The 22,542-nt window shown below is 62.9% G+C and carries 23 protein-coding genes; 14 read left to right on the forward strand and 9 right to left on the reverse strand.

Annotated elements, in window-relative coordinates:
* Positions 1-10 precede the first annotated feature (10 nt).
* On the reverse strand, positions 11-1,471 hold the full coding sequence (gene purF, locus IEW00_RS05120) for an amidophosphoribosyltransferase (protein WP_188513315.1): 1,461 nt from the start codon (positions 1,469-1,471) through the stop codon (positions 11-13).
* A gap of 138 nt (positions 1,472-1,609) precedes the next feature.
* Here purF and hisI point away from each other — a divergent pair, with 138 nt between their 5' ends.
* From hisI to IEW00_RS05145, 5 genes are all read left to right on the forward strand, one after another.
* Positions 1,610-1,975 (forward strand): phosphoribosyl-AMP cyclohydrolase, encoded by a 366-nt coding sequence (gene hisI / locus IEW00_RS05125; RefSeq protein ID WP_188513316.1) that lies wholly within the window; start codon positions 1,610-1,612, stop codon positions 1,973-1,975.
* Positions 1,972-2,502: a hypothetical protein gene (locus tag IEW00_RS05130; RefSeq protein ID WP_188513317.1), complete on the forward strand. Its 531-nt coding sequence runs from the start codon at positions 1,972-1,974 to the stop codon at positions 2,500-2,502. Before hisI ends, IEW00_RS05130 begins: the two co-directional genes overlap by 4 nt.
* Before the next feature lie 43 nt (positions 2,503-2,545).
* The gene (locus IEW00_RS05135) at positions 2,546-2,974 is read left to right on the forward strand and encodes a MerR family transcriptional regulator (RefSeq protein WP_188513318.1); all 429 of its coding nucleotides are present in this window, start codon (positions 2,546-2,548) and stop codon (positions 2,972-2,974) included.
* Between the two features lie 184 nt (positions 2,975-3,158).
* Positions 3,159-4,961, forward strand: a complete 1,803-nt coding sequence (locus IEW00_RS05140) for an acyl-CoA dehydrogenase C-terminal domain-containing protein (RefSeq protein ID WP_188513319.1) — start codon at positions 3,159-3,161, stop codon at positions 4,959-4,961.
* 325 nt (positions 4,962-5,286) lie between these two features.
* On the forward strand, positions 5,287-5,565 hold the full coding sequence (locus tag IEW00_RS05145) for a hypothetical protein (protein ID WP_188513320.1): 279 nt from the start codon (positions 5,287-5,289) through the stop codon (positions 5,563-5,565).
* Between the two features lie 160 nt (positions 5,566-5,725).
* Here the strand turns inward: IEW00_RS05145 and cysK are convergent, their stop codons facing one another.
* Positions 5,726-6,643: a cysteine synthase A gene (gene cysK, locus IEW00_RS05150; protein WP_188513321.1), complete on the reverse strand. Its 918-nt coding sequence runs from the start codon at positions 6,641-6,643 to the stop codon at positions 5,726-5,728.
* Entirely contained in the window at positions 6,640-7,965 is a 1,326-nt protein-coding gene (locus tag IEW00_RS05155) for an MFS transporter (protein WP_188513849.1), read from the reverse strand. The genes cysK and IEW00_RS05155 overlap by 4 nt, the downstream gene beginning before the upstream one ends.
* Positions 7,966-8,159: 194 nt before the next feature.
* On the opposite strand from IEW00_RS05155, the gene IEW00_RS05160 reads away from it, so the two are divergent.
* Positions 8,160-9,905, forward strand: coding sequence for a DUF885 domain-containing protein (locus IEW00_RS05160; RefSeq protein WP_188513322.1), 1,746 nt, complete (start codon positions 8,160-8,162; stop codon positions 9,903-9,905).
* Between the two features lie 93 nt (positions 9,906-9,998).
* Here IEW00_RS05160 and IEW00_RS05165 read toward each other — a convergent pair whose 3' ends face one another.
* Positions 9,999-10,364, reverse strand: a complete 366-nt coding sequence (locus tag IEW00_RS05165) for a hypothetical protein (protein WP_188513323.1) — start codon at positions 10,362-10,364, stop codon at positions 9,999-10,001.
* Positions 10,361-11,044, reverse strand: a complete 684-nt coding sequence (locus IEW00_RS05170; RefSeq protein ID WP_188513324.1) for an EI24 domain-containing protein — start codon at positions 11,042-11,044, stop codon at positions 10,361-10,363. Before IEW00_RS05170 ends, IEW00_RS05165 begins: the two co-directional genes overlap by 4 nt.
* 166 nt (positions 11,045-11,210) lie before the next feature.
* Here IEW00_RS05170 and IEW00_RS05175 point away from each other — a divergent pair, with 166 nt between their 5' ends.
* The 6 genes from IEW00_RS05175 (at position 11,211) to proC (ending at position 16,182) form a co-directional block, all read left to right on the forward strand.
* Entirely contained in the window at positions 11,211-12,206 is a 996-nt protein-coding gene (locus IEW00_RS05175; protein WP_188513325.1) for an adenosine kinase, read from the forward strand.
* Between the two features lie 592 nt (positions 12,207-12,798).
* Positions 12,799-13,578 carry a TlyA family RNA methyltransferase gene (locus IEW00_RS05180; protein ID WP_188513326.1) on the forward strand — a complete coding sequence of 260 codons (780 nt, stop codon included), beginning with the start codon at positions 12,799-12,801 and terminating at the stop codon, positions 13,576-13,578.
* 106 nt (positions 13,579-13,684) lie between these two features.
* Positions 13,685-14,254: a TspO/MBR family protein gene (locus tag IEW00_RS05185; RefSeq protein WP_188513327.1), complete on the forward strand. Its 570-nt coding sequence runs from the start codon at positions 13,685-13,687 to the stop codon at positions 14,252-14,254.
* A gap of 97 nt (positions 14,255-14,351) precedes the next feature.
* Entirely contained in the window at positions 14,352-14,621 is a 270-nt protein-coding gene (locus tag IEW00_RS05190) for an accessory factor UbiK family protein (protein WP_188513328.1), read from the forward strand.
* Positions 14,622-14,813: 192 nt separating this feature from the next.
* A complete protein-coding gene (locus tag IEW00_RS05195; RefSeq protein WP_188513850.1) occupies positions 14,814-15,266 on the forward strand; it encodes a type III secretion system chaperone family protein in 453 nt (150 codons plus the stop codon).
* A gap of 112 nt (positions 15,267-15,378) precedes the next feature.
* Positions 15,379-16,182, forward strand: a complete 804-nt coding sequence (gene proC, locus IEW00_RS05200; RefSeq protein WP_188513329.1) for a pyrroline-5-carboxylate reductase — start codon at positions 15,379-15,381, stop codon at positions 16,180-16,182.
* Here the strand turns inward: proC and IEW00_RS05205 are convergent.
* The 3 genes from IEW00_RS05205 to IEW00_RS05215 are packed head-to-tail and all read right to left on the reverse strand — an operon-like array spanning position 16,176 to position 18,554.
* The gene (locus IEW00_RS05205; protein WP_188513330.1) at positions 16,176-16,691 is read right to left on the reverse strand and encodes a GrpB family protein; all 516 of its coding nucleotides are present in this window, start codon (positions 16,689-16,691) and stop codon (positions 16,176-16,178) included. The two genes, proC and IEW00_RS05205, sit on opposite strands and share 7 nt — an antisense overlap.
* Before the next feature lie 20 nt (positions 16,692-16,711).
* Positions 16,712-17,581, reverse strand: coding sequence for an LOG family protein (locus IEW00_RS05210; protein WP_188513331.1), 870 nt, complete (start codon positions 17,579-17,581; stop codon positions 16,712-16,714).
* A 25-nt stretch (positions 17,582-17,606) separates the two neighbouring features.
* Positions 17,607-18,554, reverse strand: coding sequence for an extensin-like domain-containing protein (locus IEW00_RS05215; protein WP_308419311.1), 948 nt, complete (start codon positions 18,552-18,554; stop codon positions 17,607-17,609).
* 496 nt (positions 18,555-19,050) lie between these two features.
* On the opposite strand from IEW00_RS05215, the gene IEW00_RS05220 reads away from it, so the two are divergent.
* Both IEW00_RS05220 and serA read left to right on the forward strand, forming a co-directional pair.
* Entirely contained in the window at positions 19,051-20,208 is a 1,158-nt protein-coding gene (locus IEW00_RS05220; protein WP_188513332.1) for a phosphoserine transaminase, read from the forward strand.
* Between the two features lie 152 nt (positions 20,209-20,360).
* Positions 20,361-21,950: a phosphoglycerate dehydrogenase gene (serA, locus tag IEW00_RS05225; RefSeq protein ID WP_188513333.1), complete on the forward strand. Its 1,590-nt coding sequence runs from the start codon at positions 20,361-20,363 to the stop codon at positions 21,948-21,950.
* A 59-nt stretch (positions 21,951-22,009) separates the two neighbouring features.
* On the opposite strand, the gene IEW00_RS05230 is transcribed toward serA, so the two are convergent.
* Positions 22,010-22,471, reverse strand: coding sequence for a PilZ domain-containing protein (locus IEW00_RS05230; RefSeq protein WP_188513334.1), 462 nt, complete (start codon positions 22,469-22,471; stop codon positions 22,010-22,012).
* Positions 22,472-22,542: the final 71 nt, after the last annotated feature.

Consider the following 22,542-nt stretch of genomic DNA (forward strand, 5'->3'; position numbering starts at 1 on the left):
GAAAAAGTCCTCAGCCGGCGACCCGTTCGGCCAGCAGGGTCAGCTGGTTGGGCTGCTCGCGCTCGGCCAGATCGGTCAGCGATGTGGGATAATCGCCGGTGAAGCAGGCATCGCAATAGCGCGGTTTGTTGTCCTGACGCTCGGATTCGCCCAGCGCCCGATACAGGCCGTTGATCGAGACGAACGACAGGCTGTCGGCCTGGATGAACTGGCGCATTTCCTCGATCGATTTCTGCGCGGCAAGCAGCTTCGAGCGTTCAGGCGTGTCGACCCCGTAGAAGCAGCTGTGCATCGTCGGCGGGCTGGCGATGCGCATGTGGACCTCGGCAGCACCCGCATCGCGCATCATCTGCACGATCTTGAGGCTGGTTGTGCCACGCACGATCGAATCGTCGATCAGCACGATCTTCTTGCCATCGATCAGCGGACGGTTGGCGTTGTGCTTGAGCTTGACGCCCAGGTGCCGCACGCCATCGCCCGGCTGGATGAAGGTGCGCCCGACATAATGCGAGCGGATGATGCCCAGCTCGAACGGGAGACCCGATTGCTGGGCATAGCCGATCGCAGCAGGAGTGCCGCTGTCGGGGACGGGAACAACCAGATCGGCATCGACCGGGTTTTCCATCGCCAGCTGCGCGCCGATTGCCTTGCGCACGGTGTACACCGACGAGCCATCGACAATAGAGTCGGGCCGCGAGAAATAGACATGCTCGAAGATGCAGGGGCGCGAGTTCTTCTCGGCAAACGGACGATGCGAGCGGATCTCGCCGCCGCTGACCACCACCAGCTCGCCGGGCTCGACGCTGCGCACGAACTCCGCGCCGACGATGTCGAGCGCGACGGTTTCCGAAGCGAAGATCACGGTATCGCCGATCTTGCCCATCACCAATGGGCGGATGCCCAAGGGATCACGGCAGGCGATCATGCCGCTGTCGGTAAGGCAGATCAGCGAATACGCCCCCTCGACCTGCTTGAGCGCATCGATGAACTTGTCGAGCAAAGTGCGGTAGCGCGATGTCGCGACCAGATGGATGATCGTCTCGGTGTCCGATGTCGACTGAAAGATCGATCCGGTGCGGATCAGATCATGCCGCAGCTTCATCGCGTTGGAGATGTTGCCATTGTGCGCGATGGCAAATCCGCCCGACGCCAGCTCTGCATACAGCGGCTGGACGTTGCGCAGCGCGGTTTCGCCGGTGGTCGAATAGCGCACATGGCCGATCGCCCATTCGCCCTTGAGCGAACGCATGATGTCTTCGGAATCGAAGTTGCCTGCGACATGGCCCAGCGCCTTGTGGTTGTGGAACAGGCGGCCGTCGAAGCTGCTGATGCCTGCGGCTTCCTGGCCGCGGTGCTGCAGCGCGTGCAGCCCCAACGCCACCATCGCGGCGGCATCGATGGCCCCGGCTACGCCAAAGACCCCGCATTCTTCGCGGAGTTTGTCATCGTCAAAAGGATTTGTGGTGATCATGTCGCGCGCCCGATTCGGTTGCAGCTGGCTGGTTCGCGACCCCTATAGGGACGCCTTGTGGGTTTGTCTTGCTTTTGTCACAGGTCATTTTTTGTTAACCGTGTTGCACAGGCGGATATGGGGGATTAACCGGGGGTCATGGCAAATCTGCGCGAAACCGGGCTGGTCCTGGATCCCAAATATGATGCCGCAGGGCTGATCACCGCCGCCGTTACCGATGCGGCAAGCGGTGCGCTGCTGATGATCGCGCATATGAATGCCGAAGCTCTGGCGCTGACGATCGAAACCCGCGAGGTCCATTTCTGGTCGCGATCGCGCGCCAGCCTGTGGAAGAAGGGCGAGACCTCGGGCAACGTGCTCAAGCTCGTCGAGCTGCGGATCGATTGCGATCAGGATGCGGTGTGGGTCAGCGCATCGCCTGCCGGGCCGACCTGCCACACCGGCGCGCCTTCGTGCTTTTACCGCAAGGTCGCGTCCGACGGCGCATTGGAGCGGATTGCGTGATCCGGCTCGCTGCGCTTGCCTGCCTGGTGCTGGCCGGGTGCAGCGAAACCCGCGCTGGCGACGACGAGGCTTCGGTTACCCCGCTCGATGCTGCAGCGATCGAGGCGGGAGTCATCGCCGACCCGCAGGCGATCGATCTGGCGGGTAGCTTTGCCGACACCGGCGGGACCGGCAACGATGCGTTTTGCGCGCGCGGCGACCGGCAGGGCGGTTATGCGGTCGGTGTGCTGGTGACCTTTGGCAGTACCACCCAGTGCGAGGCACAGGGCGTCGCCAGCCTGACCGGCGAGCAGGCACGGATCAGTCTCAACCGCAGCGGCAAGGGCAACGCGATTTCGGATTGCAGCTTCGACGCGCACTTTGACGGCAGCGGCCTTGCGCTGCCGGGCAGTCTTCCCGATGGATGCGAGGCGGTGTGCAACAGCCGCGCAAGCCTCGCGGGGGCATCGTTCGCGCTGATCGAACCCGGTGACGATGCTGCCGCCAGGGCGCGCGGGCGATCGATCGAAAGGCTTTGCGATGGCTGATTTTGCTTGACGTTTACGTCAAGGGAATGTAGTCCCTTTCGCCATGCATGACCGTTCGACCCTTGGCCGCATCGACACGCCCGATCTGCAAAATCGGGACAGCTACACCATCTCCGATCTTTCGGACGAATTCGGCGTGACCGCGCGTGCGCTGCGGTTCTACGAGGACGAGGGACTGATCGCGCCCGAGCGAAAAGGCCTCACCCGGGTCTATTCCAAACGCGATCGTGCCCGGCTGGCTTGGATCATGCGCGCCAAGAATGTCGGCTTCAGCCTCGGTGAAATCCGCGAGATGATCGATCTGTATGACGTCGGTGACGGCAGGCGCGAACAGCGCCGGGTGACGCTGCAGCGTTGCAAGGAACGGATCGCGCTGATGCGCAAGCAGAAGAAGGACATCGAAAGCTCGATCCAGGAGCTTTCGCAGTTCGTGAAAATGGTCGAGCGAGTAGAACTCGAAGACCTCGCCTAACAACTTGGGCCTAAGAACTTGGGCCTAAGAGCTTGGGCCTAAGAACTTGGGCCTAAGAACTTGGGCCTGAGAAACCGGGCTTTACCGCCCAACGACTTATGTGGGCTGTTGCCACACGGACCACGCCCCAATCGGGCCCAACTGGCCTGAAACACTGATCGCCATTGTTTAAGAGGACATTGATATGCCCAAGTACACCGCCCCCGTGCGCGACACCCAGTTCATCCTGACCGAGGTGCTCGGTATCGAGAAATATTCCAACCTGCCCGGCTTCGACAATGCCGCCCCCGACGTGCTGTCCGCCGTGCTCGAAGAAGCCGGCAAATTCGTCGAGGAAGTGCTGTTCCCGCTCAACCAGGTCGGTGACCTCCAGGGCTGCACCCGCCACGCGGACGGCACCGTGACCACCCCCGACGGCTTCAAAGCTGCGTACGAGCAGTACTGCGAAGCCGGTTGGGGCACGCTGGCAGCGCCCGAAGAGTTCGGCGGGCAGGGCATGCCGCATGTCGTCGGCATCGCGTTCGAAGAGTTTATGTCGTCGAGCAACATGGCGTTTGCCATGTACCCTGGCCTTACCCATGGCGCGGTCTCGGCGATCCTTGCCAAGGGCAGCCAGGAGCAGAAGGAAAAGTTCGCGCCCAACATGATCAGCGGCAAGTGGAGTGGCACGATGAACCTGACCGAGCCGCAGTGCGGCACGGATCTGGGCCTCATCCGCACCAAGGCTGTTCCGCAACCCGGCGGCGCCTATGCGATTACCGGTACCAAGATCTTCATCTCGTCGGGCGAGCATGACCTGACCGAGAACATCATCCATCTGGTGCTCGCCAAGACCCCCGATGCGCCCGACAGCGTCAAGGGCATCTCGCTGTTCATCGTCCCCAAGTTCATTGTCAACGACGATGGCTCGCTGGGTGAACGCAACGCGGTGTCGTGCGGTTCGATCGAGCACAAGATGGGCATCCACGGCAACTCGACCTGCGTCATGAACTATGACGGGGCGACAGGATATCTGGTGGGTGAAGAAAACAAGGGCCTCGCCGCGATGTTCATCATGATGAACGCAGCGCGCCTCGGCGTCGGCGGGCAGGGCCTGTCGATGGGTGAGGTGTCGTACCAGAACGCGGTGCAATATGCCGGCGATCGCCGCCAGGGCCGTGCGCTCACGGGCGCTGAAGATGCCAATGAAAAAGCTGACACCTTGTTCGTCCACCCCGATGTCCGCCGGATGCTGATGGAAGCCAAGGCGATCAACGAGGGCCTGCGCGCACTCATCCTGTGGGGCGGCTTGCAGGTCGACCTCACCCACAAGGCGCAGACCGAGGAAGAGCGCGTCGCCGCCGACGACATCATCAGCCTGCTGACCCCGGTGATCAAGGGATACGGCACCGACAAGGGCTATGAGATCGCCACCAACATGCAGCAGGTCTATGGCGGCCACGGCTATATCGCCGAATGGGGCATGGAGCAGTATGTCCGCGATGCCCGCATCGCGATGATCTACGAAGGTACCAACGGCGTGCAGGCGATGGATCTGGTCGGCCGCAAGCTGGCGCAGAACGGTGGTCGCGCGGTGCAGACCCTGTTCGGCATTCTCGACAGCGAGTGCGCCGAGGCCAAGGCCGACGAGCGCCTGGCCGATTTCGCGACCCGGCTTGAGAAGGCCGCAGGCGAGCTCAAGGCCGCGACGATGTGGTTCATGCAGAACGGCATGGCCAACCCCAACAACGTCGGCGCAGGCGCACACAGCTATATGCACATAATGGGCATCGTAGCGCTGGGCCTAATGTGGCTGCGGATGATGCGCGCTTCGATCGCTGCGCTGGATGCGGGCACCGGCAACGCGGTGTTCTATGAGACCAAGCTCAAGACCGCGCGCTATTTCGCCGAGCGGATCATGCCCGACGCCGGCGCGCTGCGTCGCAAGATCGAGGCGGGATCCGAGGCGATCATGGCGCTCGAGCCCGAGCTTTTCGTCGCCGCTTAACCTTCAAAACAGCTGCTAGCTGTTCTCAGGGGCGCTTTCGGGAGACCGGAGGCGCCCTTGTCATGTCATGTCATTTGATTTTGCGGTGAGTTGATGACGTTTTTTATCGCCGACAGAAAACCGTTGATCGCAGCTTTGCATAAACGTTGTCGTTAACGCGCTCGGTTTTTGCGGCGGATTGTGGGAACCATCGGGATCTTCACTCCAAGGATGCTGGCGCTAAGGAACACCCGCCGGGGTCCATCGTTAATGCTGCGGAGCGACGATAACCCTCCGCAATTTTATAAGGCCCTGCTGAGGGGTCGCATCACGAGGAGAAGAACTCATGAAAAACACTATTTTTGGAACCCTGATCGCAGCCGGCGCACTCGCGGCAACCCCCGCAATGGCGCAGGAAATGCTTCCCGAAGCACCGGTGACCAACGAATCGCCGGCTCTCGAAGCACCCGCAACTGCTGAGCAGGCTCCGCCAGCCACCATCGATTCGAACGGTGACGGTGTTGCAGACGCTTGGGATCGTAACGGCGACGGCCAGGCCGATGCATGGGATACGAACGGTGACGGCCAGCCCGACAAGGCTGATCCGATGGAAGCCGCAGAATAATCTAAATCCCTACGGGGTCGCAACCGGAGGCCGGGAGAGTAATCTCCCGGCCTTTGGCGTTTTTGCGCTGTATCCTCGTCATTCTCCTAAACGCGCGGATTCCGAAACCGCGAAAGCATCGTTCTGCGGCGTCCGCCGGAAAACGCCTTTGTGAGGCGCCTTATTCGGGCAGGAAATCGGGCACCGACAAATAGCGCTCACCGGTATCGTAGTTGAAGCCAAGTACGCGCGCGTCCTTGCCCAGCTCGGGAAGCTTCTGCGCGATCGCGGCGAGCGTTGCGCCCGAGGAAATGCCAACCAGCATGCCTTCCTCGCTGGCCGAACGCCGCGCCATCACCTTGGCGTCGGCAGGATCGACCTGGATCACCCCGTCAATCAAGCGGGTGTGCAGGTTGCCGGGGATGAAGCCCGCGCCGATGCCCTGGATCGGGTGCGGTCCGGGCTGCCCGCCCGAGATAACCGGCGACAGCGTTGGTTCGACCGCATAGACCTTCAGGCTTGGCCAGTGCTTCTTGAGCTCTTCGGCGCATCCCGTGATGTGGCCGCCGGTGCCCACCCCGGTGATCAGCGCGTCAATCGGCGTGTCGGCGAAATCGGCGAGGATTTCCATTGCGGTGGTGCGGACATGGACCGCAATGTTCGCAGGGTTTTCGAACTGCTGCGGCATCCATGATCCCGGGGTTGCGTCGACCAGTTCCTGTGCGCGTTCGATAGCGCCCTTCATGCCCTTTTCGCGCGGGGTCAGGTCGAAGGTTGCGCCGAACGCCAGCATCAGCCTACGCCGCTCGATCGACATGCTCTCGGGCATCACCAGCACCAGCCTGTAGCCCTTGACCGCCGCGACCATCGCCAGGCCAACCCCGGTGTTGCCCGATGTGGGTTCGATGATCGTGCCGCCCGGCTGCAGCGACCCATCGGCCTCGGCTGCCTCGATCATTGCCAATGCGATGCGGTCTTTGATCGATCCACCGGGGTTGCTGCGCTCGGACTTGATCCAGACCTGCGCGTCTCCGAACAGCCGGTTGATGCGGACGTGCGGGGTTTTGCCGATGGTTTCGAGAATGCTCGATGCGATCATGATGTGGTCTCTCCTGCAGAGGGCGCCGGCGTTTTCGGCGCGGGGGAATGGGCCTGGGATCGAGGGTGCGCTTCTTCCTCCGTAGGATCAAAGCTTCGCGCTGCGCCGATCTGCGGAAACAGCCGGGCCCACAGCGCTGTAATCAATATAGCACCCCCGCCGCCTGCGACAACCGCTGCGACCGGACCGATCAGCCAGGCGAGCATGCCTGAAAATGCATCGCCCAGTTCGTTCGATGCCGACACGGTGAGCAGCGACACCGCAGAAACCCGGCCGCGCTTGTCATCGGGAGTGTTGAGCTGGATCAGCGACTGGCGGACATAGACGCTGAACATGTCGGCGGCGCCTGCGATGAACAGACACGCCATCGAGACGATCAGGATCTTGCTGAACCCGAAAACGATCGTGACAAGCCCGAACAGGAGCACGCTCGCAAGCATCTTGTTGCCGACATTGTAGCGTATCGGGCGGAACGAGAACACCAACGCCACCAAGGCCGCGCCGGCCGCTGGCGCCGATGCCAGCAGCGACAACCCCTGTTCACCGACCTGCAGGATATCGCGCGCGAACACCGGCAGCAACGCGGTGGACCCTGCGAGGAACACCGCAAACAGATCGAGCGTAATCACGCCCAGCACCAATTTGTTCTGGCCGACATAGGCCATGCCGTCGATGATCTGTGCGATCGGGCCCTTGCCCTTGTCCATGATTGTCCGGGGCACCGGGCCGATGGTCATCATCGCCAAGGCCGCCACCGTGTAGAGGCAGGCGCTGACGATATACGGCAGATCGGGGCGGATCGCATAGAGCGGGCCGGCGATGGCGGGGCCCACGAGCATGCCCGACTGCCAAGCGATCGATGACAGAGCGATCGCGGTGGGCAAAGATGCCTTGGGCACCAGATTGGGGGCCAGCGCGCTCAGCGAGGGGCCGAGAAAGGCGCGCGCGGTGCCGAGAAGCGCGGCGATCACATACAGAATCGGCAGGCTGATCAGACCCTGTGCGGTGGTCCACGCCAGAGTCGCGGCGATCGCTGCCTGGCACAGCAGCACGATCCGCGCGACGAAGCGCCGGTCCATCCGGTCCGCAATCCACCCGACCAGCGGGGTCAGCACGAACAAAGGCGCGAACTGCAGCAGCCCGATCATCCCCAGCCGCGCCGAGCTCGAGGCAATGTCCATCGTTTCGCGCGCGATGTTGTAGCCCTGCCACCCGACGATCAGCATCATGCAGTACAAGGCCAGCATCGATGTCAGCCGCGTCAGCCAGTAAGCGCGGTAATTGGGGATGGTAAAGGGGTGAGGGGCGGCTGGATTGTCCATCGCCGTCCGGTAAGCCAGCAAGCGGCGGGCGGCAAGCAAGATGAACTTGCGACCATGCGCGATGTATGTTGTGCGGTTGCGAAAGAATTGCTCTTCCCATGCGAAGGCGATGGTGTCAGCAATGGCGGATAGCTTCAAATCCGCACCCGGAACGGGGAGGATTTCGAGGTGATGGGCAGAGCAAGGGGTCGCGCATGAACTGGTCGAAAAAGCTTCTCGCTGCAGTGTCGCTTGGAGTGCTGGTGACCGCGTGCGGCATGCCGCCGGCAGAGCCTGTCGATCGCACCGAAAAAGCCACCGGTATCGATACAGCGTCGGACTGGGGCAAGTTCGTCGATTCCTTCCTGACCGGTTATTTCGCGCGCAATCCTGATTTTGCGGTCTATCAGGGGCGGCACGAGTTTGATGGCAAGCTTCCCGACTGGTCGGAACAGGGTCTGGCCGATCACACCGCGTTCCTGGAAAAGACGCTCGCCGATGCGCAGGCGATCGATGCTGCGACACTTGATGCCGAACAGAGGTTCGAGCGCGACTATCTGATGGCGGTGGCACGCGGTAAGCTGTTCTGGCTGAAACAGGCCGACTGGCCGCACCGCAACCCTGCGTTCTACACCGGCACGCTCGACCCGTCGGTCTATGTCACCCGGCCCTATGCCGATGTCGATACGCGCGCCAAGGCGTTTATCGCCTATGCGCGCGGCGTGCCCAAGGCGGCCGAGCAGATCCGCAGCAATCTGCGCACCCCGCTTGACCCTTATGCGATCGACTATGGCGTCAACGCATTTGGCGGCTATGCCAGCTTCTTCATCGGCGATGCGCGCGCTGCGTTTGCCGATGTCAGCGATGCGGGGATCAAGGCCGATCTGGAGTCCGCCACCGCCGAAGCCAGCGAGGCGATGCAGGGGTTGGCCGACTGGCTGAGGACCGAAAAGCCCAATGCCAAGGTGGGCTATGCGCTGGGTCCTGAGCTGTTTTCGCAGATGCTGGTAAGCACCGAGATGGTCGATCTGCCGATGGCCGAGCTCAAGGCGATCGGCGAGGCGGATCTCAAGCGCAACCAGCAGGCGCTCACCACCGCGTGCGCGCAGTTCGCGCCGGGTTCGACGATGCCCGAATGCATGGCCAAGCTGTCGCTCGACAAGCCCGAGGATGGACCTGTCGCCGAGGCGCGGCGACAGTTGCCCGAGCTGCGAGCGTTCCTGGTCGACAAGGATTTGGTTTCGATCCCCGGAACCGAAGAGGCCAAGGTCGAGGAATCACCGCCGTACAACCGCCAGAACTCGGCGTATATCGACATCCCCGGCCCGTACGAGAAAGGCCTGCCCTCGATCTATTATATCTCGCCGCCCGATCCGTCCTGGGCGCCTGAAGTGCAGGCCGAGTATATCCCGCCCAAAAAGGACCTGATGTTCACCAGCGTGCACGAGGTCTGGCCCGGGCACTTCCTCAACTTCCTGCATGCCAATCGTGCCAAATCGTTCTTCGGGCGGCTGTTCGTCGGCTATGCCTATGCAGAGGGCTGGGCGCATTATACCGAGGAAATGATGTGGGAAGCGGGCCTGGGCAAGGGCGATCCCGAGGTTCATATCGGCCAGCTGGCCAACGCGCTGCTGCGCAACTGCCGCTATCTTTCGGCGATCGGTCTGCACACCGGCGGGATGAGCGTCGATCAGTCGCTGGCGATGTTCCGCGAGCAGTGCTTCATCGACGAGGGCAATGCCCGCCAGCAGGCGCTGCGCGGCACCTATGATCCGGGCTATCTCAATTACACACTGGGCAAATTGATGATCCGCAAGCTTCGCGCCGACTGGACCGCGGACAAGGGCGGACGCGATGCGTGGAAGGCGTTCCACGACGCGTTCCTGACCTATGGCGGCCCCCCGGTGCCGATGGTGCGCGCCGCGATGATGGAAGAGGGAACGCCCAAGGCGGTGTTCTGACCTTCACGTCACCCCCGCGCAGGCGGGGGTCCCGCTTCTTTCGCTAGCTCTGGCGGACAAGCGGGATTCCCGCGTTCGCGGGAATGACGAAGGTTATTTTTTCAACGCTTCCACGCACGCCGCCCGATCGACCGACTGGCCGTCGCTGCGCCGGGCATCGATATACGTCACCACCTGCGTCCCGCCCGATCCTTCGGGATAGAGGAACGCGTCGAGCACGCAGGCGCTGCCGACGAACTGCAGCTTGCGGGCATCGAATTCGCGCACATCGAGCCGCGGCTGGCCGAACATCCGTTCGAGATCGCGCACCGATTTGCCGATGATCGCCTCCAACCCCTTTTCCGACAGCGTGGTGCTGCGCGAGGGCACGACCGGGCGGGCAGGGGCAGCGACCTGCTGCGGCGCGGCGCAGGCGGCCAGTCCCAGTGTCAGCGTGGCAATCGCGAGTGTGCGGTTCATGATCTAGCCCCTGCGGCCTTGCGCTGGTGAAAAAGGTGCGTGGCCATCGCGGCGGCTATAATCGGTGCGAGCAGATTGACCAAGGGAACGAGCAGCAGCAGGTTGGCGATCAGCCCAAGCACGAAACGGTTGGTCCGCGACGGGCTGGCTTGCGCGAGCCCCGGATGCCGCGCGGATACCATCTCGTCGAGATCGCGTCCGACCAGCACCGCGTTGATTGCCAGAAACAGCATCGGCGCGCCAACGCCAGTGAACAGCAGGATCAGCGCGAAGGGCAGCGCAATCGCGTTGTACAGCAGCGCACGGCCCAGGCTGCGCAGCGCCATCGCCAGCGACGGCCCCAAAGGCAGATCGCGGGCACTGACCGCGGCCTGCGGATAGTGCTTGCGCTCGACCGCGATCACGATGCGGTCGGCGAACAGCTGCAGCACCGCGATCGCGACGACGCGCCACCAGAACCAGAACGCGATGATCGTGGCAATCACCGCGAGCAGCCCGGTCCATTCGGCATAATCGGACAGCGGGCCGCCATGGCGCCCCATCGCCCAGGCCAGACCCTGCCACAGCCCCCAGCCGGTCAGGCCGAAGATCAGCGCCGCGCACAGCAAGGTCCATCCCAGCGCGCTTAATATCGCGCGGTCGCCCAGTTGGCCCAGGCTCTTGAAGAAGGCGGTCAGCATAGGTCCAGCGTGTCGGGCAAATTCCGTGCCGGGTCAATCGTGCCGCGTGCGCCTCAACACCCGACCAGGCGTGTCGGCAATTCCGCTTGAACCCTTCTGCCCAAGCCGATAGGCCGCGCGGCAACCCTACCGCGCCTGCGCGCGCCTTGCGAAAGTCCAGATATCCATGACCAGCCCCCGTTTTGATGTTCTCGCGATCGGCAACGCCATCGTCGATGTGATGGCTCCTGCCGACGATACCCTGCTCGCCAACGAAGGTCTGACCAAGGGCGGCATGATGTTGATCGACGCCGATCGTGCGACCTCGCTGTATGCTGCGATGGGCCCAGCGCAGGAAATCAGCGGTGGCTCTGCTGCCAACACGCTTGCGGGCCTTGCCGGGATGGGCTGCAGCTGCGCGTTCATTGGACAGGTTGCCGATGATCAGCTCGGCGAAGTGTTCGCGCATGACGTGCGCGCGCTCGGCATCGATTATGCCACCCCGGTCCGTGCGGGCGAAACCCCGACCGCGCGCTGCCTGATTCTGGTCACCCCCGATGGCCAGCGTACGATGAACACCTTCCTGGGCGCATCGCAGTTCCTCCCTGCCAGCGCGCTCGACCCCAAGATGATTGCGGACGCCGCCGTGCTGTATCTCGAGGGCTATCTGTGGGACCCTGAAGAGCCCCGCGCCGCGATGCGCGCCGCGATCGACGCCGCCCGTTCGGCAGGCCGCAAGGTTGCCTTCACGCTGTCCGACGCATTCGTGATCGATCGCCACCGCGCCGATTTCCTCGATCTGCTCGACAAGGGCCATATCGACATCCTGTTCGCCAATGAGGCGGAAATCTGCTCGCTGGCGCAGGTCGAAGATTTCGATGCTGCGGTTGCCGCGATCTCGGCGAAGCTGCCGACCTTGGTGGTCACCCGCAGCGAGAACGGCGCGATTGCGATCCACGAAGGTGCACGCTTTGCCGTGCCCGCCGAGCCGATCGACAAGGTCGTAGACACCACCGGTGCGGGCGATCTGTTTGCTGCCGGTTTCCTCGCCGGACAGGCGCAGGGCAAGGACGTCGAAACCAGCCTGCGCATGGGCGCGATTGCCGCAGCCGAGATCATCTCGCACTTCGGCGCACGTTCGAAGGCCGACCTCAAGGCGCTGATCGCGCAGAAATTAGGTTGAGGATTTAGCTCACTTTCATCGTCATTCCCGCGTTCGCGGGAATCCCGCTTATTCGCGGCGGCCGCGCAGTAGCGGGACCCCCGCGTTCGCGGGGGTGACGAAGATGGCTGTTGCGCCAAGTCTGTGCTGAAGTGGGAAGGGATGGTGCCGCGGCGTTCGTAACGCTCACGCTGGCAATCCGCAGAAGTCTGGAAACCTGAAAATATGAGAGGGGCCGCCGGGAGTCGAAGCTCCCCGCGCGGCCCATCACATGGTCAGCGGCCGGAAGTGCCGCCTTCGAAGTGTATCTCGCGCTTAACAAGCGCCCGCCCAAACCATGGGCAGAAGGCTGTTAGCCGCGAACACTCCGAATGGACTTGACCGACCCCTTTGCTGAACCATGAGACATCGGATCACCTCCTTTCGCTATGTTGAAACCAAGTGAAGGGCCATTCGCAAAAAGCGGGAAGTTCCCGGGTTTCTTGCGATCTGTATACCTTGCACCCCCCTTGTGAATCATCGGGGAGGCAACAGCAAGACTTGTAATTCAATTTTTTTGGCGTCACTATCTGTCGCTCGCAAAAGCGCGTCGCAGCCGGTAAGGCACTTCGCCATGGCCGACCATTCCCCCAAGCCCTCGACCGTCAAGACCCCCAAGATGCGGGTCGACCAATTGCTGGTCGAACGCGGGCTGGTGGAGAGCCGCGCGCGGGCGCAGGCGCTGATCCTGGCGGGTCTGGTGTTCGCAGGCGAGCGCAAGGTCGCCAAGGCAGGGGAGACGATTCCGGCCGATGCGCCGCTCGATGTGCGCGGGCGCGATCACCCCTGGGTGTCGCGCGGCGGGATCAAGCTGGCGCACGCGCTCGACCATTTCGGTATCGATGTGACCGGCCTGACCGCGATCGATGTGGGGTCCTCCACCGGCGGCTTTACCGATGTGCTGCTCACCCGCGGCGCGGCGCATGTCTTTGCGGTCGATAGCGGCACCAACCAGCTCGCCTGGAAATTGCGGCAGGATGAGCGGGTGACAGTGCACGAACAGACCAGCGCGCGGATCATCACCGAAGCGCATATCACCCAGCCCATCGATATCGTGGTGTGCGATGCCAGCTTCATCGCGCTCGACAAGGTGCTGCCCGTGCCGATGTCGTTTGCAAGGCCGGGCGCGTGGCTGGCAGCATTGATCAAGCCGCAGTTCGAGGTCGGCCGCGACCAGATCGGCAAGGGCGGGGTGGTGCGTGATTCCACCCTGCACACGGCGGTCTGCGACCGGGTCATGGCGTGGCTCGAGAGTATCGACTGGCCTGTCACGGGGCTGACGCAAAGCCCGATTACCGGTCCCAGTGGCAACGTCGAGTTTCTGGTCGCGGCCCAAAAGGGACGAAGTTGCTGACCCGAAGCGGTACGCTTTGCGATGGTAAACCCTGCTGGCGCGGCGCAATCGAATCCGATATGCCGATGCCGGTAAACCCCTGAAAAGGGCAGGAGACTCCGCTTCGATGAATGAAATCGCCTCGCCCATGCAGCTTCGCCTCAGCTTTTTGCGCTGGGCCCTGTTGTTTGTTCCGCTGGTCGTATTGCTCGGCTTTGGCGTCAGCAATTTTTCCGGATCGGGCGCGGACAATCCCTGGTTCGAGGCGCTGCAGAAACCTGAAGCGCAACCTCCAGGCTGGGCGTTCGGTGCGGCGTGGGCGGTGCTCTACGTGATGATGGGCTTGGCGGTCACCGTGGTGGTGACGGCACGCGGCGCAAGGCTGCGCGGGCTGGCGGTGACCTTGTTCTTCATCCAGCTGGCACTCAACCTTGCCTGGCCGATTTACTTCTTCGGCATGCATCAGGTCACCGGCGGATTCTATCTGTTGGTTGCGGTGTTTGTCGCGGCATTCGCCACCACCATCGTGTTTGGCCGGGTCCGCGCGCTCGCCGCTTGGCTGATGGTGCCGTACCTTGCCTGGCTGTGCTTCGCATCGGTGCTCAACAAGCAGATCGACACGCTGAACCCCGACGCCGAGAATCTCGTGGTTCCGCGCGACTCCCAGCGTATTCAGCTCGCCCCGCCGGCGCCCTGATCGCGCTCATAGGCGCTTGCGATTGGTGCGGGCGGTTCCCACATGCTATGGCAATACAATTGAACCGGGGCGCGTGGCGCCTGCGATGGAGATTATCATGCAGAACAAATCCGAATTTGGCGGCGATTTCGCAAAGTTCATCAACGGCCTCGCCGGAACCGTTGCCGGCATGAGCCGTGAAGCGGGCGAGGGCGCGCGCGAGCGCACCCGCGAGTGGATCGCCGGGCTCGATTTCGTCAGCCGCGAAGAGTTCGACGCGGTCAAGGAAATGGCGGCCAAGGCGCGTGAAGAGAGCGAAATGCTCGGAGGCCGGCTCGATGCGCTGGAAGCGGCCATGGCCGCCAAGGGTGCAGGCCCTGCGGCCTGAACGCGGATTAATCCCCCGTTATCCACAGTTTTTGAACAGACTTCGCCACATCACGCGCTCCGGCTGGGTGCGTAGCCATTGCGCGCAGTCCCGCATCCCGGCAGATTCAAGGCGTGCCACGGGGCGCGAAAGGAAATTCATTTGAACGAACAGCAGCTTGATCTGGACCGCGAAGAAGCCGCGCCGGTCGATATGCTTGCCGCGCTGTTCGAGGCGCGGGGCTGGCCGTGCGAGATGGTCGGCGAAGACGAGCTGCTGACCGAGGTCAAGGGCAGCTGGACCAGCTATCAGCTGCGCGCGATCTGGCGGCATGAAGACAACGTGCTGCAGCTTTTGGCCATGCCCGACATTCGCGTGCCCGACGAAAAGTTCGCGGTGATCTGCGAGGCGCTGGCGCTGATCAACGAACAGCTCTGGCTGGGGCATTTCGATATCTGGTCGAACAGCGGCGTGGTGCTCTACCGCAACGGCATGATGTTGGGCAGCGATGCGATGCTGGGTCTCGACCAGGCGCAGCTCGCGGTCGAGGCTGCGATCGACGAATGCGACCGGTTCTATCCGGTGTTCCAGTTCATCCTGTGGGGCGACAAGACCCCGCAGGAAGCGCTGGCCGCCGCGCTGATCGATACGCAGGGCGAGGCTTGAGGGTTTAGCGGCACAGCCACCCCAGCCGCGTTCCCGAGCGAAGTCGAGGGACGCATGCGCAACCGTTGTTGATGACGTCCCTCGACTTCGCTCGGGACAAACGGAGGTCGGTTTGTCGAACTCGTTCCCCCAATCTTTGCTGGTCATCGGCTCGGGCAACATGGCAGGCGCCATGCTGCGCGGGTGGTTTGCGCGCGGGCTGGACCCGGCCAGCGTCACTGTCGTGGATCCGTCGCCACGCGAATTGCCTGAAGGTGTGCGTCACCTGACCACCATCGATGCCGGCATTTCCGCGCCCGACTGGTTGCTGCTGGGGATCAAGCCGCAAATGCTGCGCGATGTCGCGCCGCACCTCGCCACACTCGATCTTTCGAATACGCTGTTGGTCTCGATGCTTGCAGGCGTCGAGATCGCCGGGCTGCGCGCTGCCGTTCCCGGTGTGGGTGCGATCGCCCGGATCATGCCCAATATGGCGATCGGGATCGGCCAGTCCGTCACCGCGCTGTTTGCCGAAACGCTCGACCAGGCCGAACGTGATCGGATCGAAACGCTGTTTGCGATGCTGGGCACCGCCGAATGGCTTGATGACGAATCGCAGATGCACGTCGTCACCGCGCTCAGCGGTTCGGGGCCTGCCTATCTGTTCCGTTTCCTCGATGCGCTGGCCAAAGGCGCGATTACGCTGGGGATGCCCGAAGACCAGGCTGCGCGCCTGGCTTTGGGTATGGTGCGCGGATCAGCCGAACTGGTACTGCAATCAGCGGAAACGCCTGCACAGCTGGCTGAACGAGTCGCCAGTCCCGCAGGGACCACCCGCGCCGCGCTCCACGTGTTCGATGCCGATGATGCGCTCGACCGGCTGGTGGCCGATGCGATGGCTGCCGCAGCGAAACGCAGCGTCGAACTGGGTCAATAATCGCGCGGCTGCTGGCGATACCAGCCAAGCGCCTGGGCCTCGGTCGCCAGCACGAAGGGTGCCTTGCCCTCGATATAGTCTGCATCATCTGCAATAAGCTGTTGCTTCAATGCCGAATATTGCATCGCTATGTCCGGGTGCGCGCGCAGATAATCGCGAAACGCCAGATGCCGTTCGATCTGCGGTGAACCCGCAGCATAGCCATGCAGATGGTGTGTCCTTCGGCCTGCGGCGTCATCCTTGCGAAAGTACAGACGTCCCTCAATGCCGTAAGCGCCCATCGCCTGATAGCCCAGCGCAGTCAGTGCCGGGGTGGCGGTGTTGAGTGCATCGAGCGAGGGCGAGACCGCCAGCATGTCGATTACCGGCTTGGCTAGAATTCCCGCAATCGCGGTGCTGCCGATATGATGCACCGTGGTCAAGCGAAGGTCCAGGGCGGAGGCAACCGCATTCGCCTCCGCCGCAAAGTCCTGTTTCCATAACGTGTTATGAGCGACGATTTCGATCATGGCTCAACCCGCGATGCAGTTTAGTCGCAGGGCAGTTCGTAGAAAGTACGGATGATTTCCCATGCCTCGTCTGCGGTTTCGACGAAGCTGAACAGCTTGAGGTTGCCTGCCGAAATCACACCCTCTTCGGCGAGGGCCTCGAAATTGACGACCCGGTTCCAGAACTCGCGACCGAACAACACGATCGGGATCGGCGCCATCTTGCCGGTCTGGATCAGGGTGAGAAGCTCGAAGAACTCGTCAAAGGTGCCGAATCCACCGGGGAACACCGCAACTGCGCGCGCTCGCAGCAGGAAGTGCATCTTGCGTAGCGCGAAATAGTGGAATTGGAACGACAGATGCGGGGTGACATACTGATTGGGGGCCTGCTCGAATGGCAGCACGATGTTGAGCCCGACCGAATCCTTGCCGACATCATCCGCGCCGCGGTTGGCGGCTTCCATGATCGAGGGGCCGCCGCCTGAGCATACGACGAACTGGCGCTTGCCGTCCTCTTCAACGCCGCATTCGCTGGCGAGTGCAGCGAGCCTGCGTGCCTCTGCATAATATTTGGCCTTGGCGACCAGCCGTTCGGCGACCTTCTTTTGCTCAGGTGTCTGAGCTGCCTCGACCAGGCCTTCGGTCTTGTCGGGTGCGGGGATCCGCGCCGAGCCATAGATCACCAGCGTCGATCCGATGCCGGCTTCTTCGAGCAGCATCTCGGTCTTGAGCAGTTCGAGTTGGAAGCGCACCGGGCGCAGCTCCTGCCGCAGCAGGAAATCGGTATCGCCAAAGGCCAACCGATAGGCTGGGTCCTGGGTCTGGGGGGTGTCGTGTACCGCGGCGTCGGCAGTACGGGCGTCTTCTGCGGCTTGGCGAAAACGCGGCTCGGTCAGTTCTTTCTTGGTCATCGCCCGCAATTAAGGAGCGTTGGCGTTATCGGCAATAGCCTTGGCCACTCATGTCGACATGGAGATGGTCATGATGCGCCGCATTATAGTCCGGCCCCAGCACCGTGCCAAAGCGCTTGCAGGCGCTGCCATGGATGGTGCGCAGGAAAGCACGTTCCTGGTTGCTGCCGTTCCAGCCCTGCTTGACCGAAATTCGCCGCCCGTCGGCGAGCACGAAAGCTGCGATGTCGATCGCATTGGCGTGCGCATGCTGCGACAGCTTGGACGAACCTGCGATCGTGCGGCAGGAATAGCTGCCCATCGTCTCGATCCGCACCAACGGGCTGCCCAGCATTTGCTCGGCGGCGCGCGCGATGCCGAACTGCGCCCAGCCGGCGAATCGTTGGGCGAGCTCGCAGCGCACCGGGCCGATGTTGGTGATCGCAAGCTCATTGAGACCGCGCGGCGCATCGGTCAGCGCGATGGTCGATAGGCGCACGCTGCCCAGCTGCGAACACCCCGCGCCAAAGGTCTGGTCGGGAACCGGAGTGAAGCGAACCTGTGCCGCCGAAAGCGCGCTGATGCACTGGCGTGTGTCCGCAGCGCGCGGGGCGGGCATCGCAGCAGGCGCACCTGACCTCGCCATCGGCGCGGATGGCCCGCGTGATAGACCGCGCCCGTCGGGAACCATGCTGCACCCGGAGATGAGAACGGAAAGCGCAGCAACCAATGCCAACCGCTGCATCTCGGCTGAGCTGCCCTGAGTGTCGAAGCGGGGATCGGCCTTGCGCGTCAGGCGGCGGCGACTGTGCGCGCGACCGGGTGCGGCGGAGCTGGCCAGATGCACCTGCGCCATTTCGGCGAACAGCGTCGCTTCAGGGCTTTGCGCGTCATTCACAACAGCGGAATTGTCGGCATTTGCGTCATCCACGGCTTGGCACGGCAGCGCGGAGGCCGGCAGGGGCGTCTGGGCGGGGGTGGCGCTGTTGATCATGACGGTAGATATACTGCCCGAACTTTAACCCTGCCGTGCCGACCATGGTTAACAGGCTGGTAACTCTTGCCGCCGCCAGCATTGCATGTCGTTGGCCGGGATGTGGCGGTGTGACAGCTAACCTGTCTCCACGACGAACGCCAGCGACTGGCAACCTGCGATGCGGCGTATCGAAAGGCGATCGCGACGGATGATCGAGGAAGGTATCGCAGGCCGTGCCGGCGCAAGCGCCATGAGGTAATGGCGTGACCCCAAAGGGACAGCATGTCGCGGCCCATCCCCACCCGGTAATCACGGGCAGGCTGCCACTTTCGCCCCTGGGTAAAGTTATTTTCAAGCACTGATCGCCGCATCAGCGGGCGTTTTGTTACACAGGACTGCGACCTTTTGGGTCCATCCGGCAATTGGTGATTGCGCGATGCGGCAAACACCCCTAGTGCCGTCGACGGGCCACGCGGTCCCAACGCCGCGCGTGCTCTCTGTGAGGAGAGACTTTATGACTGATACCGTTGGCGCGGGCACCGCTGTGCTCGCCGCAAAACCTGATACCAAGCCTGCACGTCCGCATTTCTCGTCCGGGCCCTGCGCCAAGCCTCCGGGCTGGTCGCCGCAGCACCTTTCAACCGAATCCATGGGCCGCTCGCACCGTTCGAAGGTCGGCAAGGCGCGTCTGCAATATTGCATCGATCTGATGCGCGAGTTGCTCAAGCTTCCCGACACCCACCGCATCGGTATCGTTCCCGGATCAGACACTGGTGCCTATGAAATGGCGATGTGGACGATGCTGGGCGCCCGCCCGGTCACCGCGATGGCATGGGAAAGCTTCGGTGAGGGCTGGGTCACCGACGCGGTCAAGCAGCTCAAGCTCGATCCCACCATCGTGCGCGCCGATTATGGCCTCGTGCCCGATCTGGACGCGGTCGACTGGTCGAACGACGTGCTGTTCACCTGGAACGGCACGACTTCGGGCGCACGCGTTCCCAATGGTGACTGGATCGCCGACGACCGCGAAGGCTTGAGCTTCGCCGACGCGACCAGCGCGGTGTTCGCTTATGACCTGCCCTGGGACAAGATCGACGTCGCCACCTTTAGCTGGCAGAAGGTGCTCGGCGGTGAGGGCGCACACGGCGTCCTGATCCTGGGCCCCCGTGCGGTCGAACGCCTCGAGACCTATACGCCCGAATGGCCGCTGCCCAAAGTGTTCCGTCTGGTTTCCAAGGGAAAGCTGGCCGAAGGCGTGTTCAAGGGCGAGACGATCAACACCCCCTCGATGCTCGCGGTCGAAGATGCGATCTTCGCGCTCGAATGGGGCAAGTCGATCGGCGGGGCCGAGGGCATGATCGCACGCAGCGACGCCAATGCCGCAGCGTTGGACGCCATAGTGCAATCACGCCCTTGGCTGGGGCACCTCGCGCCTGATCCGGCAACCCGCTCGACCACCAGTGTCTGCCTGACGGTCGAAGGCGCGGATGAAGCGTTCATCAAGGCGTTTGCCGGACTGCTCGAAAAGGAAGGCGCGGCGTTCGACATCGCAGGGTACCGCGATGCGCCTCCGGGGCTTCGCATCTGGTGCGGCGCGACCGTCGACACCGCCGATATCGAGGCGCTCGGCCCCTGGCTCGACTGGGCTTATAGCGAGCTTAAAACCGCCTGAGCCCTCTCCCCTTGAGGGGAGAGGGAAGAGCCGCGCAGCGGCGAAGGGAGAGGGGAGCACCCTCTCGAATTTTCATTCATCAATAGGGCCGGGTATTCAGGGTCATTCCCCTCTCCCCGGCCCTCTCCCCTGAAGGGGAGAGGGAGATAAACATGCCTAAAGTTCTCATTTCCGACAAAATGGACCCCAAAGCCGCGCAGATCTTTCGTGAGCGCGGTTGCGAAGTCGATGTCATCACCGGCCAGACGCCTGAAGAGCTCGCCGGGATCATCGGCCAGTATGATGGCCTCGCCATCCGCTCATCGACCAAGGTGACCAAGGCGATCCTCGATGCCGCGACCAACCTCAAGGTTGTCGGCCGCGCCGGCATCGGTGTCGACAATGTCGACATCCCCTCGGCCTCGGCCAAGGGTGTGGTCGTCATGAACACCCCGTTCGGCAACTCGATCACCACGGCAGAGCACGCCATCGCGCTGATGTTCGCGCTCGCGCGCCAGCTGCCCGAGGCCGATGCCTCGACCCAGGCCGGCAAGTGGGAGAAGAACCGCTTCATGGGGGTCGAACTCACCGCAAAGACGCTGGGCCTGATCGGTGCGGGCAATATCGGTTCGATCGTCGCGGATCGCGCGCTAGGCCTCAAGATGAAGGTCGTCGCGTTCGATCCGTTCCTGACGCCTGAACGTGCCATTGAATTGGGTATTGAGAAGGTGACGCTCGACGATCTGCTCGCACGCGCCGATTTCATCACGCTGCACACCCCCTTGACCGACCAGACCCGCAATATCCTGAGCAAGGAGGCGCTGGCCAAGACCAAGAAGGGCGTGCGCATCATCAACTGCGCGCGTGGCGGACTGATCGATGAGGCCGCGCTCAAGGAGGCGCTCGATTCGGGTCAGGTCGCAGGTGCTGCGCTCGACGTGTTCGCGACCGAGCCCGCCACCGAAAGCCCGTTGTTCGGCACGCCCAATTTCGTCTCGACCCCGCATCTGGGTGCTTCGACCAGCGAAGCGCAGGTCAATGTCGCGATCCAGGTCGCCGAGCAGATGGCCGATTATCTGGTCAAGGGCGGCGTCACCAACGCGCTCAACATGCCCAGCCTTTCGGCCGAACAGGCACCCAAGCTGCGTCCGTATATGGCGCTGGCCACCAATCTGGGTCTGCTCGTCGGCCAGCTGGAAAGCGACCGGGTCAAGAGCATCGCGATCGAGGTCGAGGGCGCTGCAGCAGAACTCGACATGCGCCCGATCACTGCAGCAGTGCTCGCAGGCTTCATGCGCGCGTTCAGCAGCTCGGTGAACATGGTCAACGCGCCGTTCCTCGCAAAGGACCGCGGGCTCGACGTGCGCGAAGTGCGGCATGACCGCGAGGGCGACTATCACACGCTAGTGCGCGTCTCGGTCGAGACCGAAGATGGTGAGCGCTCGGTTGCTGGCACCCTGTTCGGCAACGCTACGCCGCGTCTGGTCGAGATGTATGGCATCAAGATCGAGGCCGATCTGGCGGGCCACATGCTCTACATCGTCAACCGCGATGAGCCTGGCTTCATCGGACGACTGGGATCGACGCTGGGCGAGGCGAACGTCAATATCGCGACCTTCCACCTTGGCCGCCGCGAATCACGCGGCGGGGGCGAGGCAGTGCTGCTGCTGTCGCTCGATGGTGCAGTGGCCGAGCCGGTGCTGTGGAAATTATGCCAGCTCGCAGGCGTAAAGACGGTCAAGAGCCTGCGCTTCGACGGATAAGGATGATGCTGTGATCCTGCCTCCGGCAAGCGCCGGGGGCAGGGGTTCCTCCGCCGTGCTCAGCGGTCGCGGCGGATCGGCGTGATACTGGGGCGGTAGGTGCTCTGCATGGGCCTGAACCGCGTGAATACGTGGTGTTCCAGCGGCTTGTTGACCTGACTGTCCCAGCTGGAGCCGTTCAGCGCGAGGTTTTCGACGGCTTTGGTATCGATCTTGAGATCGGATGTCAGCTGCGCGCCGAATTGTCCGGCTCTCACCCAGCGGATCTCCGCCTCGAACTTGCCAAGGCCAGGCCTGTCGATCTCGACGACATCACCCGGTATCAGCTTGGCCTGGCAGCGGCCCCCCAGACCACCCGATGAGATATCGCGAATAACCGCATCTGCACTGCCGAACCGTTCGTGGAACACCGTGACCTTCATCAAACGGTGGACCCGCGCCTCGCGCACGGGCAGATTTGGGTCAACCTTTGCGGTCGCCGGAACGTCAGATTGTGTCAGTCCCTTTTTACCGAACGCCATGGCGATACCATCCTCATAGTCTCGGGGAATAGCTGCCAACGGTTAAATTGCGGTAAAATCAACCCAGTCCG

Origin of the sequence: Blastomonas aquatica (assembly GCF_014639875.1) — a bacterium.
GTDB classification, from domain to species: Bacteria; Pseudomonadota; Alphaproteobacteria; order Sphingomonadales; family Sphingomonadaceae; genus Blastomonas; species Blastomonas aquatica.

Bases quoted from the DNA above. Each gene is read 5' to 3' on its own strand.
- purF (WP_188513315.1), bottom strand. From the start codon at position 1,471: ATGATCACCACAAATCCTTTTGACGATGACAAACTCCGCGAAGAATGC.
- hisI (WP_188513316.1), top strand. From the start codon at position 1,610: ATGGCAAATCTGCGCGAAACCGGGCTGGTCCTGGATCCCAAATATGAT.
- IEW00_RS05135 (WP_188513318.1), top strand. From the start codon at position 2,546: ATGCATGACCGTTCGACCCTTGGCCGCATCGACACGCCCGATCTGCAA.
- IEW00_RS05140 (WP_188513319.1), top strand. From the start codon at position 3,159: ATGCCCAAGTACACCGCCCCCGTGCGCGACACCCAGTTCATCCTGACC.
- IEW00_RS05145 (WP_188513320.1), top strand. From the start codon at position 5,287: ATGAAAAACACTATTTTTGGAACCCTGATCGCAGCCGGCGCACTCGCG.
- cysK (WP_188513321.1), bottom strand. From the start codon at position 6,643: ATGATCGCATCGAGCATTCTCGAAACCATCGGCAAAACCCCGCACGTC.
- IEW00_RS05155 (WP_188513849.1), bottom strand. From the start codon at position 7,965: ATGGACAATCCAGCCGCCCCTCACCCCTTTACCATCCCCAATTACCGC.
- IEW00_RS05160 (WP_188513322.1), top strand. From the start codon at position 8,160: ATGAACTGGTCGAAAAAGCTTCTCGCTGCAGTGTCGCTTGGAGTGCTG.
- IEW00_RS05165 (WP_188513323.1), bottom strand. From the start codon at position 10,364: ATGAACCGCACACTCGCGATTGCCACGCTGACACTGGGACTGGCCGCC.
- IEW00_RS05170 (WP_188513324.1), bottom strand. From the start codon at position 11,044: ATGCTGACCGCCTTCTTCAAGAGCCTGGGCCAACTGGGCGACCGCGCG.
- IEW00_RS05175 (WP_188513325.1), top strand. From the start codon at position 11,211: ATGACCAGCCCCCGTTTTGATGTTCTCGCGATCGGCAACGCCATCGTC.
- IEW00_RS05180 (WP_188513326.1), top strand. From the start codon at position 12,799: ATGGCCGACCATTCCCCCAAGCCCTCGACCGTCAAGACCCCCAAGATG.
- IEW00_RS05185 (WP_188513327.1), top strand. From the start codon at position 13,685: ATGAATGAAATCGCCTCGCCCATGCAGCTTCGCCTCAGCTTTTTGCGC.
- IEW00_RS05190 (WP_188513328.1), top strand. From the start codon at position 14,352: ATGCAGAACAAATCCGAATTTGGCGGCGATTTCGCAAAGTTCATCAAC.
- IEW00_RS05195 (WP_188513850.1), top strand. From the start codon at position 14,814: ATGCTTGCCGCGCTGTTCGAGGCGCGGGGCTGGCCGTGCGAGATGGTC.
- IEW00_RS05205 (WP_188513330.1), bottom strand. From the start codon at position 16,691: ATGATCGAAATCGTCGCTCATAACACGTTATGGAAACAGGACTTTGCG.
- IEW00_RS05210 (WP_188513331.1), bottom strand. From the start codon at position 17,581: ATGACCAAGAAAGAACTGACCGAGCCGCGTTTTCGCCAAGCCGCAGAA.
- IEW00_RS05215 (WP_308419311.1), bottom strand. From the start codon at position 18,554: ATGATCAACAGCGCCACCCCCGCCCAGACGCCCCTGCCGGCCTCCGCG.
- IEW00_RS05220 (WP_188513332.1), top strand. From the start codon at position 19,051: ATGACTGATACCGTTGGCGCGGGCACCGCTGTGCTCGCCGCAAAACCT.
- serA (WP_188513333.1), top strand. From the start codon at position 20,361: ATGCCTAAAGTTCTCATTTCCGACAAAATGGACCCCAAAGCCGCGCAG.
- IEW00_RS05230 (WP_188513334.1), bottom strand. From the start codon at position 22,471: ATGGCGTTCGGTAAAAAGGGACTGACACAATCTGACGTTCCGGCGACC.